16 protein-coding genes and 1 CRISPR repeat array are annotated in these 15022 nt (G+C 32.1%); of the genes, 15 read left to right on the plus strand and 1 reads right to left on the minus strand.

Annotation, left to right across the window (positions count from 1 at the left end):
• The first annotated feature begins 24 nt into the window (after positions 1 to 24).
• The 15 genes from cas5c (at position 25) to DY249_RS01605 (ending at position 13160) form a co-directional block, all read left to right on the plus strand.
• Complete coding sequence (cas5c, locus tag DY249_RS01535; RefSeq protein ID WP_115594939.1) at positions 25 to 753, plus strand: type I-C CRISPR-associated protein Cas5c; 729 nt, start codon at positions 25 to 27, stop codon at positions 751 to 753.
• The gene (cas8c, locus tag DY249_RS01540; protein WP_115594940.1) at positions 750 to 2711 is read left to right on the plus strand and encodes a type I-C CRISPR-associated protein Cas8c/Csd1; all 1962 of its coding nucleotides are present in this window, start codon (positions 750 to 752) and stop codon (positions 2709 to 2711) included. The genes cas5c and cas8c overlap by 4 nt, the downstream gene beginning before the upstream one ends.
• The gene (gene cas7c / locus DY249_RS01545; protein WP_115594941.1) at positions 2701 to 3573 is read left to right on the plus strand and encodes a type I-C CRISPR-associated protein Cas7/Csd2; all 873 of its coding nucleotides are present in this window, start codon (positions 2701 to 2703) and stop codon (positions 3571 to 3573) included. The genes cas8c and cas7c overlap by 11 nt, the downstream gene beginning before the upstream one ends.
• Positions 3574 to 4221, plus strand: a complete 648-nt coding sequence (gene cas4 / locus DY249_RS01550; protein WP_115594942.1) for a CRISPR-associated protein Cas4 — start codon at positions 3574 to 3576, stop codon at positions 4219 to 4221. It abuts the gene before it with no gap.
• Position 4222: 1 nt separating this feature from the next.
• Complete coding sequence (gene cas1c, locus DY249_RS01555; protein ID WP_115594943.1) at positions 4223 to 5254, plus strand: type I-C CRISPR-associated endonuclease Cas1c; 1032 nt, start codon at positions 4223 to 4225, stop codon at positions 5252 to 5254.
• 5 nt (positions 5255 to 5259) lie between these two features.
• Positions 5260 to 5553, plus strand: coding sequence for a CRISPR-associated endonuclease Cas2 (gene cas2 / locus DY249_RS01560; RefSeq protein WP_115594944.1), 294 nt, complete (start codon positions 5260 to 5262; stop codon positions 5551 to 5553).
• Positions 5554 to 5676: 123 nt separating this feature from the next.
• Positions 5677 to 6315: direct repeats of the CRISPR family, unit length 32 nt; unit sequence GTCACCTCCTATACGGAGGTGTGGATTGAAAT.
• 177 nt (positions 6316 to 6492) lie between these two features.
• Entirely contained in the window at positions 6493 to 7776 is a 1284-nt protein-coding gene (locus DY249_RS01565) for a S1C family serine protease (RefSeq protein WP_115594945.1), read from the plus strand.
• 246 nt (positions 7777 to 8022) lie between these two features.
• Positions 8023 to 8346 carry a YlxM family DNA-binding protein gene (gene ylxM, locus DY249_RS01570; RefSeq protein ID WP_115594946.1) on the plus strand — a complete coding sequence of 108 codons (324 nt, stop codon included), beginning with the start codon at positions 8023 to 8025 and terminating at the stop codon, positions 8344 to 8346.
• A gap of 11 nt (positions 8347 to 8357) precedes the next feature.
• Positions 8358 to 9710 (plus strand): signal recognition particle protein, encoded by a 1353-nt coding sequence (gene ffh / locus DY249_RS01575; protein ID WP_115594947.1) that lies wholly within the window; start codon positions 8358 to 8360, stop codon positions 9708 to 9710.
• 62 nt (positions 9711 to 9772) lie between these two features.
• The gene (rpsP, locus tag DY249_RS01580; RefSeq protein ID WP_101540903.1) at positions 9773 to 10018 is read left to right on the plus strand and encodes a 30S ribosomal protein S16; all 246 of its coding nucleotides are present in this window, start codon (positions 9773 to 9775) and stop codon (positions 10016 to 10018) included.
• A 4-nt stretch (positions 10019 to 10022) separates the two neighbouring features.
• Positions 10023 to 10247: a KH domain-containing protein gene (locus DY249_RS01585; RefSeq protein WP_115594948.1), complete on the plus strand. Its 225-nt coding sequence runs from the start codon at positions 10023 to 10025 to the stop codon at positions 10245 to 10247.
• Entirely contained in the window at positions 10244 to 10729 is a 486-nt protein-coding gene (rimM, locus tag DY249_RS01590) for a ribosome maturation factor RimM (RefSeq protein WP_115594949.1), read from the plus strand. Before DY249_RS01585 ends, rimM begins: the two co-directional genes overlap by 4 nt.
• Positions 10722 to 11429: a tRNA (guanosine(37)-N1)-methyltransferase TrmD gene (trmD, locus tag DY249_RS01595; protein WP_101540900.1), complete on the plus strand. Its 708-nt coding sequence runs from the start codon at positions 10722 to 10724 to the stop codon at positions 11427 to 11429. Before rimM ends, trmD begins: the two co-directional genes overlap by 8 nt.
• Complete coding sequence (gene rplS, locus DY249_RS01600; RefSeq protein WP_115594950.1) at positions 11416 to 11763, plus strand: 50S ribosomal protein L19; 348 nt, start codon at positions 11416 to 11418, stop codon at positions 11761 to 11763. Before trmD ends, rplS begins: the two co-directional genes overlap by 14 nt.
• A gap of 155 nt (positions 11764 to 11918) precedes the next feature.
• A complete protein-coding gene (locus DY249_RS01605) occupies positions 11919 to 13160 on the plus strand; it encodes an aminotransferase class I/II-fold pyridoxal phosphate-dependent enzyme (protein ID WP_115594951.1) in 1242 nt (413 codons plus the stop codon).
• A gap of 43 nt (positions 13161 to 13203) precedes the next feature.
• Here the strand turns inward: DY249_RS01605 and DY249_RS01610 are convergent, their stop codons facing one another.
• Complete coding sequence (locus DY249_RS01610) at positions 13204 to 14946, minus strand: phosphoenolpyruvate carboxykinase (RefSeq protein WP_115594952.1); 1743 nt, start codon at positions 14944 to 14946, stop codon at positions 13204 to 13206.
• Positions 14947 to 15022: the final 76 nt, after the last annotated feature.

A 15022-nucleotide genomic window follows, 5' to 3' on the forward strand; every position in this document is an offset into this window, starting at 1 on the left:
AAAATATAGTTTTGAGGAGGTAAAATGGATCAATCAAAAACTTTTTTTGCGAAGATTTATGGGGATTACGCGTTATTCAGTTCCCCATATTCCAAATCTTCTGGGGATAAATCAAGCTATCAAGTTCCCACAAAAGAAGCTTTACGTGGGATAGTTGACCAAATTTATTTTAAACCAACTTTTAAGAATGTAATTGAAGAAGTGAAAGTTCTAAATGAAATAAAAACAGAAGCTATGGGAGCTAGAACTTTAATGATGGGAGGGTCTAATGATTTGAACTCTTACACTTATTTGAAAGATGTATCTTATCTGGTCAAATTTCACTTTGAGTGGAACCTAGATAGGGAAGATTTAGCCCATGATAGGAATATCAAGAAACATGAGGCTATAATGGAGAGGTCTTTAAAAAAAGGTGGTAGAAGAGATGTTTTTTTAGGGACCAGGGAGTGCTACGCATTTGTTGAAAAAATAGATAAAGAAGAATATGAAAATGCCAAGAGCTTTTATGATGGTCAAAGTCTATCTTTTGGTATCATGTTTCAAGAATTTATCTACCCTACTGAGCCAGGTGGGGAATTGGTATCGTGTTTTACAGAAACTAGAATGGAGGATGGGGTTATCACCTTTAAAGACAGCAAAGACTGTGAAATAAAAAATACCCTAGATACCTATAGTTTTAAATACCCAGATGAAATAAAATCAGTTGATAAGGAATATGAAGAATATGAAAATTTTGAGGAGGGTGGTCTATGAATGCACTAGAAGCTCTTCTTAACTCCTATAACTATGCTGAAGATATAGGACTGGTAGATAATAACGACTATCCTATATTATTACCTATCTACCATAGTAAATTAAAATCTAATGGAACAAATATTATAAAGGTTGAAATCAAAAAAGATTCAAGCTTATATCAGGTATCCTATCTAGACCAATATAAAAGTAAAGCTGATGAAGATAATAATATAAGTGATGTAATACTATTCCCAGTAACTAAAGACTCTGCATCAAGATCAGGTAGAAAGGCTCCATCACACGCCCTAGTAGATAAGGTCAAGTATGTATTTGATGAAGATGGAAACTTATATGAAGATTACAAAGAAAACCTATTAGCCTGGATAAATTTTGAAAAAGATCAAGATATTAAAACATTCCTTAAGATTATTTTTGAGTTTCTAGATAAAAAAGATGCTTTAAAAAGTATAGCTAGTAATTTAGTAAATGATTTTAAAAATCTAAGTGGCTATGATATAGAATACGAGAATAAAAATGTAAATATATCAGATGTCTTTTTGGAGTTTGAGATAAGTTCATTTTTAGGGGATAAAGATGTAAGCGTAAGCTCTTATAAAGATTTGCATAAATCTTTTATAAACTTTACAAACTCCATAGATAGTCCAAATGGTATATGTAATATTTCTGGGAAAGAAGAATATATTACTCAAAAACACAGGGGGCTATTAGGCAATGCAAAACTTATAAGTGTAAGTAATAATAAAGAAGCCTATGTAGGTAGACTTAATAAAGATACCTCTAGCTTAAATGTAGGTAGAGAAACTTCTGAAAAAATCCACCTCATGCTTGCTTATCTTATAGAAAATAATAAGTCCCATATAAGGATAGCTGAAAAACAGTACTTAATAACATGGTTTTCTGAAGATATTAAAAACTCTCAAAACATAGATATAACTTTCAAAAAACCAAGTGGAAAAAACTTAGACTTTCTTAACCAACTTGCAAGTACTAGTATCAAAACAAGTCCTGCCAATATAAATACTGAAAATATAAGCCAGTCTTTTAAGCTTGGAAAAGCAAATTATAGTGATGATTCTAACTTTTATTGTATGATAATTGACTCATTTAACCCTGGTAGGGTAGTTATAAAATACTTTAACCAACTAAAAGTTTCGGAATTACAAAATAACTTAAAAAAATGGGAAAGTAGATACCATTGGGATAAATACAATGAAAGTATTGAAGATTTTAATCCATTTACTCCATCATTTTATAGTATCTTTATAAATGCTTATGGCATAGAGAGAACTTTAAAAAATGGCAGAAGTTTAGACTATGATAATAAAAATTTTATGAATAATCAGTACGTTTCTTTGGTAACTAGCCTACTTAATGGAAGTTCTTTACCTAAAAATATAGAAAATAAATTTAAGCAAAATATCAGAAAAAGAAATAGTTACAAAGAGCCTAGAGTTTGGAATAATTTATTATTTGTAGCAAGAGCAGTACTTAAGAACTCAAATGGAAAGGATTTCACAAGAATGATTGATAAAGATAATAATGATAGGTCTTATCTTCTTGGAAGATTACTTAGTGTCTATCACAATATTGAACTAAGCACATATACAAGCAGAGATTTAAATGTAGGAAATGAAGAAGACTATCCACAAAGACTTACAAATGCTGAGAAGTTTTGGAGTAACTATCTAGATAGACCAGCGACAACAATTACTATATTAGAAAAAAAGACCAATACTTATTTAAATAAGCTAAAGACAACAGATTATAGGATGTATAAGGGATTAGACACTATAAAGTCACAATTACTTACAAAAATAAGTGAAAATTATAAGCTAGATGATAAAAGCTTTAATATGCCTTTAGATTATAAATTTTTATTTGGATATACCGCTCAAAATAGCTCTATATATGGACTAAAAAATCAAGTGAATAAGGAGATAGAAAATGATAAATAATAAAATTGACTTTTTAATGACAATTGAAGTAAAAAATGCCAATCCAAACGGAGACCCTCTTACCTCAAATATGCCGAGAATAGACTCGCTAGGCTATGGGATCATATCTGATGTTTGTATCAAAAGAAAAATTAGAAATAGGATGCAAGACCAATTTAAAGAAAATGATTTAGGAGAAGGCTATGATATCTTTGTAAAGGCAAATGATAGGATAGATGACGATTTTAGATCCTTAGAAAAAAGATATAAGGCTTATTTTGATAAAGAAAAAGATAACGAAGTAATAGAAAGATCTATGAATGAAAAATGGATAGATGTAAGATCTTTTGGTCAAGTAGTAACATTTAACAAAAAATCAATAGGTATCAGAGGCCCAGTATCAATATCTATTTCCAAGTCCCTAGACCCAGTTATTACAGAAACTATGCAAATAGTAAGAAGTACCAATGGACAAGATGCAGGGGAGAAGAGATCATCTGATACTATGGGTAGTAAAAACTTTATAGACTATGGAGTTTATCTAATACAAGGAAGTGTAAATTCATTTTACTCAGAAAGAACTGGTTTTGATGAAAAAGATTTGGAAATTTTAAAAGAAGCTTTAAGAACCTTATTTATCAATGATGTATCAAGTGCTAGGCCAGATGGAAGTATGGAAATAAAAGAGATTTACTGGTTTACCCACAGCAATAAGCTAGGCAATGTATCAAGTGCTAAGATAAAACAGCTAGTAAACTATGATCAAATTGACATAAACAATACCAATCCTTCCTATGAAGACTATAACTTTAGACTAGATGATAAAAAGCTAAAAGAATATAAAGATAAGGGACTAACGCTCGAAATTATTGAAGGAATATAAATGTCAGCCCCAGATGATTACTTAATGCTAAGTGGCATCCAACACTTTTATTTTTGTAAAAGACAATGGGCGCTTATCCATATAGAACAGGTATGGTCTGACAACTCCTTTACAGCTGAAGGTAACAAGCTCCACGAAATAACTGATGACCCTTATTTAAAAGAAAAAAGAAATAATATTATTATCTCAAGAGCCATACCAGTTAGCTCAAAAGACCTAGGTTTATCAGGTATCCTAGATACTGTAGAATTTATAAAAAGTGATAAGGGTATAGAAATTGCCAATAATAAAGGATTGTGGATGCCCAATGTAGTCGAATATAAGAGAGGGAAAGCCAAAAAAGATAACAGGGATGTAGTACAAGTAGCTGCCCAAGTAATGTGTTTAGAAGAAAAATATAATATTCAGATAGAAAGTGCAGATTTATTTTATTTTTCTACCAAGAAAAGAGAGACTATAGCCATAACCAATCAGTTAAAAGATGAAGTCAGAATCATGGCAAATCAAATGCACACTATGTATGAAAATAAACTCACCCCAGATGCAGAGTACTTTAAAAATTGTACTATGTGCTCCCTTTATGATTTATGCATGCCCAGACTTACAAAAAAGAAAAAATCAGTACAAAATTATTTGCTAGGTGAATAATATGAAGAAATTACAAAATATCCTATACCTAACCATAGATGATGCCTACCTATCAAAAGATGGGGAAAATGTAGTAATTATTAAGGATTCTAAAGTTTTAAAAAGATTTCCTATCCATATATTAGATGGAATTATGTGTTTTAATTACACAGGAGTAAGTCCAGCTTTGATGAAATTTGCTATGGAAAATAATTTGCTTATTTCCTTCTTTACACCAGAAGGTAGGTTTTGTGGTAGGGTAATAGGTAAGACAAATGGCAACGTACTACTAAGAAGACGTCAATACCAGTTAGCTGATAGCGATGAAAGCTTAGAGTTTGTGCAAAATATTATCTATGCAAAAATATTTAATTCTAGAAAAGTATTAAAAAGAGCAATCAGAGATCACAAAGAAAAGATAGACTCAGAAAAACTTTTATCAACCATAGACTTTATAGACCTTGCTCTAAAAAATATATGGAAGGCAGACAACAAAGATAGTCTAAGAGCTATTGAAGGAAATGTAGCCAGCAGATACTTTGCTTGCTTTGATGAAATGATAGTATCCCAAAGAGATGAATTTTATTTTATAGATAGAAATAGAAGACCACCAGAAGATAATACAAATGCCCTTCTATCTTTTATGTATTCACTTTTAACATATGAGATGCAATCAGCCCTAGAAGGAGTAGGAATAGATAGCTATGTTGGATTTTTCCATGTAGATAGACCAGGAAGAAGCTCCATGGCACTAGATATGATAGAAGAACTAAGGGCTTATATGTGCGATAGACTTGCCCTAACTATGATAAATAGAAATATTATCACTGCAAAAGATTTTGAGAAAAAAGAAACAGGAGCAGTACTATTAAATGATAAGGGCAGGGCAAAGGTGCTAGAAAATTGGCAAAAAAGAAAACAAGATGAGATAATGCATCCATTTATTAACGAAAAGATAAAGATAGGACTATTACCACATGTGCAAGCTATGCTTTTAAATAGGTATATAAGAGGAGATTTAGAAGCTTATCCACCATTTCTGATGAAAGGTTAATTATTATGATGGTGTTGATCACTTATGATGTAAATACAAAGTCGGAATTAGGTACTAAAAGACTAAGGAAAGTAGCAAAACAGTGCGTCAATTATGGCCAAAGAGTTCAAAATTCTGTATTTGAATGTTCACTTACACCTGCTCAATTAGTTAATTTAAAAAAGAAACTATTAGATATAATAGATGAAGAAAATGATAGTATTAGATTTTATAATTTAGGGAAAAATTGGCAAAATAGGGTAGAAACCATAGGAAAAGATGACAGTTACGATCCCGATAAAGACCTGCTTATAATCTAGACGACCCCAATCACCCATAAAATACCGGAGCACTCGCGCTATATATGACCATAATATGATGGATTTTATGAGTTTTCGTATTTTTTTCTAATAAAATTCATACAAAAACCTCTAAAAAATGCGGTCACCTCCTATACGGAGGTGTGGATTGAAATTGATGATGAGGTTAGAAACTTTGACAACATAAGGCAAGTCACCTCCTATACGGAGGTGTGGATTGAAATTTTATTTGCTATTGTTAACTCACTATTAGCAGGGCGTCACCTCCTATACGGAGGTGTGGATTGAAATATATTTACGCTTTTGTTGCCTATTCATATCAAATCGGTCACCTCCTATACGGAGGTGTGGATTGAAATATAAAAAGTGTGATAAAAGAGTTGTACAGAGTGTGTCACCTCCTATACGGAGGTGTGGATTGAAATACTAATATCATCTTTAGTTAGTAAGTTTTTAGGCTCGTCACCTCCTATACGGAGGTGTGGATTGAAATTAGGTCTAATTTTTGTAGGCTTACGTATAAAATCACGTCACCTCCTATACGGAGGTGTGGATTGAAATAGATTTGATAGAGAGCAAGGTGTCATCTGTATCTAGTCACCTCCTATACGGAGGTGTGGATTGAAATTACATTTTGTCGCATCTCTTCTTGGCCACCTACAAGGTCACCTCCTATACGGAGGTGTGGATTGAAATTCCAGAGGATAAGTTGTTTATGTTGTATCTGTTAGTCACCTCCTATACGGAGGTGTGGATTAAAATATTTATCCTATCAACCAAAGTTACATAAGCCCTTTGTCACCTCCCATACGAACCATCACTATTTGATTTTTATGACCAATTAAATAAAAATTATAAATCTTTATATCTTCTTAACCAAACTCGGAGTATGATATACTTATAAATTAATACTTATATTTTATAGAAAGGGATGGTTTTATGTCTGATAGACGTGAAAATAAAAATGGTTCTATGTCTTCTTTTGCTTCTGCTTTGATAGGAGCGATCATTGGGGGACTTTTGGTGTTTTTACTTACTAATGGCTTTGGGGCTAAGAAAAATAGTTCAAAGGATCCTGATCCGGTAGAAACTCCTAAAACCGAAGAAAAAGCTGATAATAATGAAAATGATTCTTCTAAAAAGAAGATTAGTAAGAATATTGGTAACCTTGATTCTGATGATACTAGTATATCTATGGAATCTAAGGTTGTTAAAAAATCTATTGATAGTGTAGTTGGTATTACTACAAAAGCTGAGGTTACTCAACAAACATTTTTTGGTCCTCAATCTGGATATGTAGAAGGAATCGGTTCTGGTTCCATAGTTTCTAGTGATGGCTATATTTTAACTAATTCTCATGTTGTTAGTAATGGAGAAGCTAGCGAAATCAGCGTTTTATTTAATGATGGAACATCTACTCCAGCAAAACTTGTGTGGAATGATTCTACTCTTGACCTAGCTATTATAAAAGTTGAAAAAGATAATCTACCTGTCATGGAACTAGCAAATAGTGATGATGTTGGAGTAGGTGATAGGGTTGTAGCTATCGGTAACCCACTAGGTTTTGAGCTTCAATCAACAGTAACTAGTGGTATTATATCAGGACTTAATCGTACAGTAAGCTTTGAAACTGGAGCACAAATGGATGGTTTGATGCAAACTGATGCTGCTATAAACTCAGGTAACTCTGGTGGGGCTTTATTAGATTCTAATGGAGAGCAAATAGGTATCAACTCAGCAAAAGCAGGAAATAGCGATGGAATTGGTTTTGCTATACCAATTAATACAGTGAAACCAGTTATAGATCAAATTATAAAAAATGGAGAATATAATTCAGTATACCTTGGTATAACTGGCCAATCTCTAGATTACTTTAGACAATTCCCACAAGCAGATATGGGAGATCTTGAGGATGTGGACGGTGTGTATGTTTATAGTGACTTTGATAAAGATACTATATTTAAAAAAGGAGATGTAATAACTGCAGTGGATGATAAAAAAGTTACAGATATGGCATCTTTAAGAAAAGTATTACTTGATTATCAAGTAGGTGAAAGTGCAAAAATCACAATAATTAGAAATGGTAAAGAACAAACATTAGACTTTACATTTACTATAGATTCTTCAAATGTTGATGAATATAATAAAGCAAGACCGGATAATAAGATAGAAAGCGATGAAAATAATAGTAGAAGTTTGAACCCTTTTTCAAATCTTCCATAAATAATAATATAAGTGCTTACTAGTTCATTCTAGTAAGCTTTTTTTATAAAAAAATCAACTGGAAATTTAGTAAAAAAATATTAGAGTAATCTAAAAATAGCGAATTTTCAGAGTCAAGAAAAATCCTTGACACACACTTAAAAACATTGTATAATGCATAGGTCAAGTAAAAACTTTGACAACTAGCCTGTCCGGCTATATTAAGACCAAGATCAAAGTGGTCGCAAAATTATTTAGTGGAGCATTATGGAAAAAATTGTTAAGGTGGCCGAATTATTCGATATTTATGGACCGCTACTAAATGAAAAACAACGTGATGTTATAAATTGCTATTATAACGAGGATTTATCCTTACAAGAGATTGCGGATAATAATAACAAATCCAAGCAAGCAATATCTGATATGATGACTCGTTCAGTTGACAAATTATTTGAGTTTGAAGATGAGCTTTCTTTGCTAGAAAAAAAAGAGGGGCTCAAAGATGCTCTTATGAGTATAAGAGAGCTGATGGAAAGTTCAAATTATGAACAAGCAATTGAAAAAATAACAGAAGAAATTGAAAAAATTTAGGGAGTGATAATATGGTGTTTGAAGGCCTATCCGATAGACTCCAAGAAACCCTTGGCAAACTAACCGGAAAAGGAAAATTAACAGAAAAAGACATCGATAGTGCAATGAGAGAGATAAGACTTTCACTTCTTGAAGCTGATGTAAACTACAAAGTCGTAAAAGAATTTGTAAAAACAGTTAAAGAGCGTGCATTAGGCGAAGATGTCATGCAGTCACTAAGCCCAGGTCAAATGGTAGTTAAAATCGTAAATGAAGAGCTAACTAATTTGATGGGAAAAGAAAACTCCAAACTAGATCTTAAAGGCAGCACACCACATATGGTTATGATGGTAGGCCTTCAAGGTTCTGGTAAAACCACTCACTCAGGTAAATTAGTTTATAAACTTAAAAATGAAAACAGAAACCCAATGCTAGCTGCCCTAGATATTTATAGGCCAGCAGCTATTGACCAATTAAAAGTAGTTGGTAAAAAGGCAGGAGTTCCTGTTTTTGAACAAGGTAAACAAGACCCAGTAGTTACTGCAAAAGAGGCTAGAGATTATGCCAAAGCAAATAACTACGATACGGTCATCCTTGATACCGCAGGTCGTCTTCAAATAGATACTGATTTGATGGAAGAGCTAAAAGAAATCAAAGAAGCAACCAAACCTGACGAAATCCTCCTAGTAGTAGATGCTATGACAGGACAAGAAGCAGTAAATGTTGCAAAGACATTTGATGAATATCTGGACATTACAGGTGTAATACTCACCAAGCTTGACGGTGATGCCAGAGGTGGAGCTGCACTATCCATTAGACAAGTAGTTGGAAAACCAATAAAATTTGTCGGTGTAGGAGAAAAACTAGAAGACCTAGAACCATTTTATCCAGATAGGATGGCAAATAGAATTCTAGGTATGGGAGATGTTTTATCATTAATAGAAAAAGCAGAAGCCCAAATCGATCTTCAAAATGCCAAAGAGCTTGAAGAAAAGATGAGAAATCAAACCTATACCCTAGATGATTTTATGGAACAAATCAACCAAATCAGGAATATGGGTCCATTAGAAGATTTACTTGCTATGATACCTGGTGTAAATAATAAGATGCTCAAGCAAATCAATGTGGATGACTTAGGCTTTGAAAGAATCGAAGCCATGATTAGTTCAATGACGTTAGAAGAGCGAGCAAAGCCAGAAATAATAGGTAAAAGCCGTAAAGATCGTATATCAAAAGGATCTGGAGTTGATGTAAAAGAGTTAAATAAACTCTTAAAACAGTTTAAAGAACTGAAAAAAATGATGAAACAAGTTTCAAATATGCAGGGAAAAGGTAAAAAAGGTAGAGGTATGAGAATGCCAAAGATGCCAAAATTCCCTTTTTAATAGCTAGTTGCTGTTGATAAGTATTAAATTTGTTTTAAATGTAAAAATGAAAGGAAGTAAAAATGGCAGTAAAAATTAGATTAAAAAGAATGGGACAAAAGAAAAGACCATTCTACAGAGTTGTTGTAGCAGATAGCAGAAGCCCAAGAGACGGTAAATTTATAGAAGAAATCGGATATTACAATCCAGTTAGCGAACCAAAAGAATTCAAAATCGACAATGAAAGAGCAAAATATTGGGTTGGCACTGGTGCAAAACCAACATCAATCGTTGAAAAACTTTTCAATGACAATGATGTTTTAGCTTAAGACTATGAAAGAATTAGTAGAAACAATAGTTAAAGAACTTGTAAAAGAAAAAGATCAAGTAGAAATCGAAGAAAGCCGCAATGACGGTGAAGTTAACATTATAATCCATGTAGCTGAATCTGATAAAGGCAGAGTAATAGGAGTAAGAGGAAATATTATAAACTCAATCCGTACTATAGCTAGATCAGCAGCAATAAAAGAAAATGTTAAGGTAAATATAAAAATATGAGAATAACAGTAGCAGAGATAGTAACAACTCATGGAGTAAGAGGAAATCTTAAAGTAAAAAGCCTAAGTGATTATGACAAAAGATTTGAAAATGGGGCAAAATTACTAATCGGAGATGAAGAAGTCACTGTAGAATCATCCTTTGATCAAAAAGGATTAAAGGTTATTAAATTTGAAGAATATGACGATATAAATGATGTTTTAAAATTTGTCGGCAAAGATATAACCATAGAAGATTCTGATTTAGGCAAGCTAGATGATGATGAGTATTATGTTTTCAGTCTTATTGGATTAGATGTGAAAAGCCAAGGGCAAATAGTAGGCAAAATCACAGATGTAATCACAGGTGTCTATCCAAATGATGTTTATGTAATAAAAACAGACAAAGATGAAATTTACTTTCCAGCCTTAAATGCTACTGTAAAAAAAGTTGATATAGAAAATAGATTTATAGAAGTAGAAAACTTTGGTGACTATGAATAAAGTAACCATTTTAACCCTATTTCCAGAAAGTTTTGAGTTTTTAAAAACTTATGGAGTAATAGGTAAGGCTATTTCAAAGGGACTATTAGAACTAGAATTTGTAAATATAAGAGATTTTTCAAATGATAAGCACAACCATGTAGATGATACAGTCTATGGTGGAGCAGCAGGAATGCTTATGAGACCTCAACCTATATATGATGCTTTAATGTCTGTAAAAAAACCTGGATCCAAGGTAGCCTATATGTCTGCTGCAGGATCTCAATTCAATCAGAAATTAGCAATCGACTTTGCAGAAATTAAACATCTTATATTAATCTGTGGTCACTATGAAGGCATAGATGCAAGAATAACCAATCACTATGTAGATTATGAAATCTCAATTGGAGATTATGTCCTAACAGGTGGAGAAATCCCAGCTATGGTTGTCATAGATTCTATGGCAAGATTTATAGAAGGAGTAGTTGGTAAAGAAGAGTCCTTAGTTACAGATTCGCATTACAATACATTATTGCAGCAAGATGAGTTTACCAAACCACGTGTATTTAATGGTTATATGGTGCCACAGGATTTAATAAGTGGAGACCATAAGAAAATTGCAGCTTGGAATAAAAAAAGTGCAATAGAAAAAACTAAAAGGCAAAGACCTGATTTATATGAAAAATTCCTAAGAGAGGAGAATGAAAATGGACTTAATTAAAAAAATCGAACAAGAAAACTTACGTGAAGACCAATTTGACTTTAACGTAGGAGATACAGTTAGAGTATCATACAGAATCAAAGAGGGTGAAAAAACTAGACTTCAAGACTTTGAAGGTACAGTTATTAAAATCAAAGAAGGTGGAATCAACAAAGCATTTACACTAAGAAGAATCTCTTATGGTGTTGGCGTTGAAAGAACATTCCTTTACAATTCACCAAGAATTGAAAAATTAGTAGTAACAAGACACGGTAAAGTACGTCGTGCAAAACTTAACTACCTACGTGATCGTCAAGGTAAAGCTACAAAAGTAAAAGAAAAAACAAACTATTAAATGTAAGCAAGGATACCTAGTATTCTTGCTTTTTTGTTATATAAAATATCTATATAACTAAATTTTCCGAATATTATCTATGATTTAAGAAACGTTTCTTTAAAAAAGTAGCAAAAAGTGATACAATAACTAAAATAATGAAAAGGGGAAATATTGTGGGCAAAGATATTATAGCAGACCATGCAAGATGGCCAAGACTTGAAGATGAAATTTTTAAAGTAAATAAAGAATGTAAAGAAGCTATAAAAGAAAAGGGGAGAGATAAGGTCATAGACTCAACACTTGGAACATTGATAGATGATAATGGAAATCTGATTGCTTTTGATAGTGTGTATGATACATTAAAAAATATGGATAAAAAGTCAATAGCAAGCTATGCTGCCATTGAGGGTAATGAGGCATATCTTGACCTATTAGTTGATAAATGTTTTGGACCTTATAAACCAGATGCTTATATTAAAGCTATTGCTACTGCTGGTGGTACTGGAGCAATTAGACATAGTTTTTGGACATTTTTAAACCAAGGAGATTATGTAATTTGTCCAAACTGGTATTGGCCAGCTTATCAGACCATGTGCGAAGAATTTGATAGAGAATTTAAAACTTATGAATTTTTGGATGAAGATTTTAATTTTAATCTTGAAGAGTTTACAAAGACTTTAGATTTTGCCTTAGAAAACAGGGATAGGGTGCTTTGTGTATTTAACTCTCCTGCCAATAACCCAACAGGTTTTAGCATAGATGATGTTATGTGGGATGAGATCCTTGATGTAATAAAGAAAAGAGCGGCAGCTGGCAAATTTATCTCTATACTTCTTGATGTTGCTTATATAGAATTTGCAGGTGATGGATCTCAAAAGAAATTTTTTGAGAAATTCTCATCCTTACCAGAAAACATTATAACAACAGTGGCTTATTCTATGAGTAAATCCTACACAGCTTATGGAATAAGGACAGGAGCTTGTATAATAATTTCATCAAATGGAGATATTGCAAACAGAGCCTTTGATTCGATGAAGCATTCAAATAGGTCAATCTGGTCAAATATAACCCATGCTGGGATGAATATTCTAGTTGATATAGAAAATGACGAAGAAAAGAAAAAATTCTATGAAGATGAGCTTAAAGCAAATAGACAGCTACTTGAAAAAAGAGCTAAGGCTTTTGTAGAAAGTGCAAAAGAAGTAGACCTTATTCATTTGCCATATTTTGGAGGATTTTTCATATCAATTCCATGTGATAATCCAAAAGAAGTTGCCGAAAAATTAAAAGAAAAAGATATGTATATAGTCGCAAATAAAAACGGACTAAGATTTGCAGTTTGTGCAGTAAGTGAAGATAAATGTAAAATCGCACCAAAGCTTATAAAAGAAGCAATTGATGAAGTAAACAAATAAAATAATAACTCAAGCATATAATTTTGCTTGAGTTTTTGTGATTTTACATATTTTTAATCAGTTCAAATAGTTCTATGGCAGCAGCTTTTGGACCTTCAAATTGCATACTATCAAGTCCTAATTGTGTTCTAATTGTTCCTACTTTAACCTTATTTTTATATAAAGTTTCAAAGTATTGGTCTAATAATTTGTCACATTCTTCCATTTTTTGAACAGGGCCAAATGGATTTGCAAAATAGGTTTGTACAAGACCAGTTTCTGTTGTAGTTCCCTTAGCAAGTCTTCCGCCTCTTTTAAAGATTCTTAAGGATTCTTTTTTATCATCAAGTATATCTATTGAAGATTCATTGTCTAAAACTGCTGAGTAGTTATCAGCATAGAGGAAAAAATCAACCTCATATCCCTTATTTATCTCCTCAAAACTTGCTACAGGCATTATAAGTCTAGAGTTTACTTTATCAGGATTCATAAAAATTGACCTGTCAATTTGCTTAAAGGCATAGCCAGCATCAAGGTCATCAAGTCTTACAAAAGCACCTATTTCTGTACCATAGGCATAAACTTTTCCATCTTTTATTCTAAATGATCCCATATCATCAAAAACTATGGTCATTTCTTTTATATAGTCTTTTGCAAGAGACCTAAAGGCTTCTATTGATTCACTTTTTCCAGCCCCGCTATCACCAAGGATTACTATATTTACTGTTTTATCGTTTTGTAAAACTATTGAAAGACCAGCACCATGTATTGGTAAATATCCCTTTTTGATGTTGATTACATTGTTTAAGGTTAGCACCATTTTTTTAAGATAACCAAAATAATCAATCTTATCACTATAGGCGATATATCCAATATATAGCTTATTCTCCTCATCGTAGTAGAAAGAATTTTTTCTATCGCCCTCATCTTTTGGTCCATATATATAAATGGCATCTGGAGTTTTTTCTTCAATATCTTTAACATCAGCCAGTTCAAATAGGTTGGATGCTGAAACACCATGGGTAAGAAGGTCTCTGTGAAAATATATATAAATAAGATTATCTCCTACTTTTGCTGGATAGCAGAAGAAGTGTTCGTAATTTATATCAGTATCAAATATTGGATTTTCATAAACTTCTTCAAATATTCCATCCCTTTTATTTGACTTAGTATAGGTAATGTAAGGCGTTTCAATCATAACTTGTGTTATAAAAGGAATTTTGTTTAAGTTTTTATAAATTTCTGGAAAGTCCTTTTCAAAATATCTAATCATAATAGAAGCATCAGCTGCTGCTGGTACTTGCCTATATACTTTTGGCCATTCACCTATGATAGACATTTCAATTCTTCTGTAGGCTTGAAGAATCATATTCTTAAGTTTTTCATTAATCTCAACAAAGTTTACAACTCCAACTCCACGAGAGTCTTCTTTTTGCTCTATTATTGAATATCTTTCAAGATTTCTCCAATAATTATAGAATTCTTCAACTATCTTTAATAGTCCATCTTTTTCCTTATTTAAGCTATGATATTTATTTATCTTTGAAGAAACTTCATCTATATTCATAACTGTAAGTAGCTTTAGGATATCAACCAATTCTCGTGAGAGTGAGTCAACAGATGAATTAATAAAAAATTGTTCTATGTATGTATAGACCCTTGATGATTCTTCTTTATGATAGTTTATAAATGATTTTGTTAGTTCAAAGAAAGAATCGCTATTTAAAAGTTCATTGATATCATTAAAAAATTGTTCTGATAAATTTAAGATAGCTTTGTTTCCTGTAATAGAAAATTCTTTACTCATTTTCTTCTCCAATCTTTATTCTTTTCTACTTTTTTATTGATAATTTTTATTAATTGTATATCAAAACTTAGCTAAA

Source organism: Anaerococcus octavius (assembly GCF_900445265.1).
GTDB lineage: Bacteria > Bacillota > Clostridia > Tissierellales > Peptoniphilaceae > Anaerococcus > Anaerococcus octavius.

Coding starts and splice junctions, on each gene's coding strand:
- cas5c (WP_115594939.1), top strand. CDS start 25: ATGGATCAATCAAAAACTTTTTTTGCGAAGATTTATGGGGATTACGCG.
- cas8c (WP_115594940.1), top strand. CDS start 750: ATGAATGCACTAGAAGCTCTTCTTAACTCCTATAACTATGCTGAAGAT.
- cas7c (WP_115594941.1), top strand. CDS start 2,701: ATGATAAATAATAAAATTGACTTTTTAATGACAATTGAAGTAAAAAAT.
- cas4 (WP_115594942.1), top strand. CDS start 3,574: ATGTCAGCCCCAGATGATTACTTAATGCTAAGTGGCATCCAACACTTT.
- cas1c (WP_115594943.1), top strand. CDS start 4,223: ATGAAGAAATTACAAAATATCCTATACCTAACCATAGATGATGCCTAC.
- cas2 (WP_115594944.1), top strand. CDS start 5,260: ATGATGGTGTTGATCACTTATGATGTAAATACAAAGTCGGAATTAGGT.
- DY249_RS01565 (WP_115594945.1), top strand. CDS start 6,493: ATGTCTGATAGACGTGAAAATAAAAATGGTTCTATGTCTTCTTTTGCT.
- ylxM (WP_115594946.1), top strand. CDS start 8,023: ATGGAAAAAATTGTTAAGGTGGCCGAATTATTCGATATTTATGGACCG.
- ffh (WP_115594947.1), top strand. CDS start 8,358: ATGGTGTTTGAAGGCCTATCCGATAGACTCCAAGAAACCCTTGGCAAA.
- rpsP (WP_101540903.1), top strand. CDS start 9,773: ATGGCAGTAAAAATTAGATTAAAAAGAATGGGACAAAAGAAAAGACCA.
- DY249_RS01585 (WP_115594948.1), top strand. CDS start 10,023: ATGAAAGAATTAGTAGAAACAATAGTTAAAGAACTTGTAAAAGAAAAA.
- rimM (WP_115594949.1), top strand. CDS start 10,244: ATGAGAATAACAGTAGCAGAGATAGTAACAACTCATGGAGTAAGAGGA.
- trmD (WP_101540900.1), top strand. CDS start 10,722: ATGAATAAAGTAACCATTTTAACCCTATTTCCAGAAAGTTTTGAGTTT.
- rplS (WP_115594950.1), top strand. CDS start 11,416: ATGGACTTAATTAAAAAAATCGAACAAGAAAACTTACGTGAAGACCAA.
- DY249_RS01610 (WP_115594952.1), bottom strand. CDS start 14,946: ATGAGTAAAGAATTTTCTATTACAGGAAACAAAGCTATCTTAAATTTA.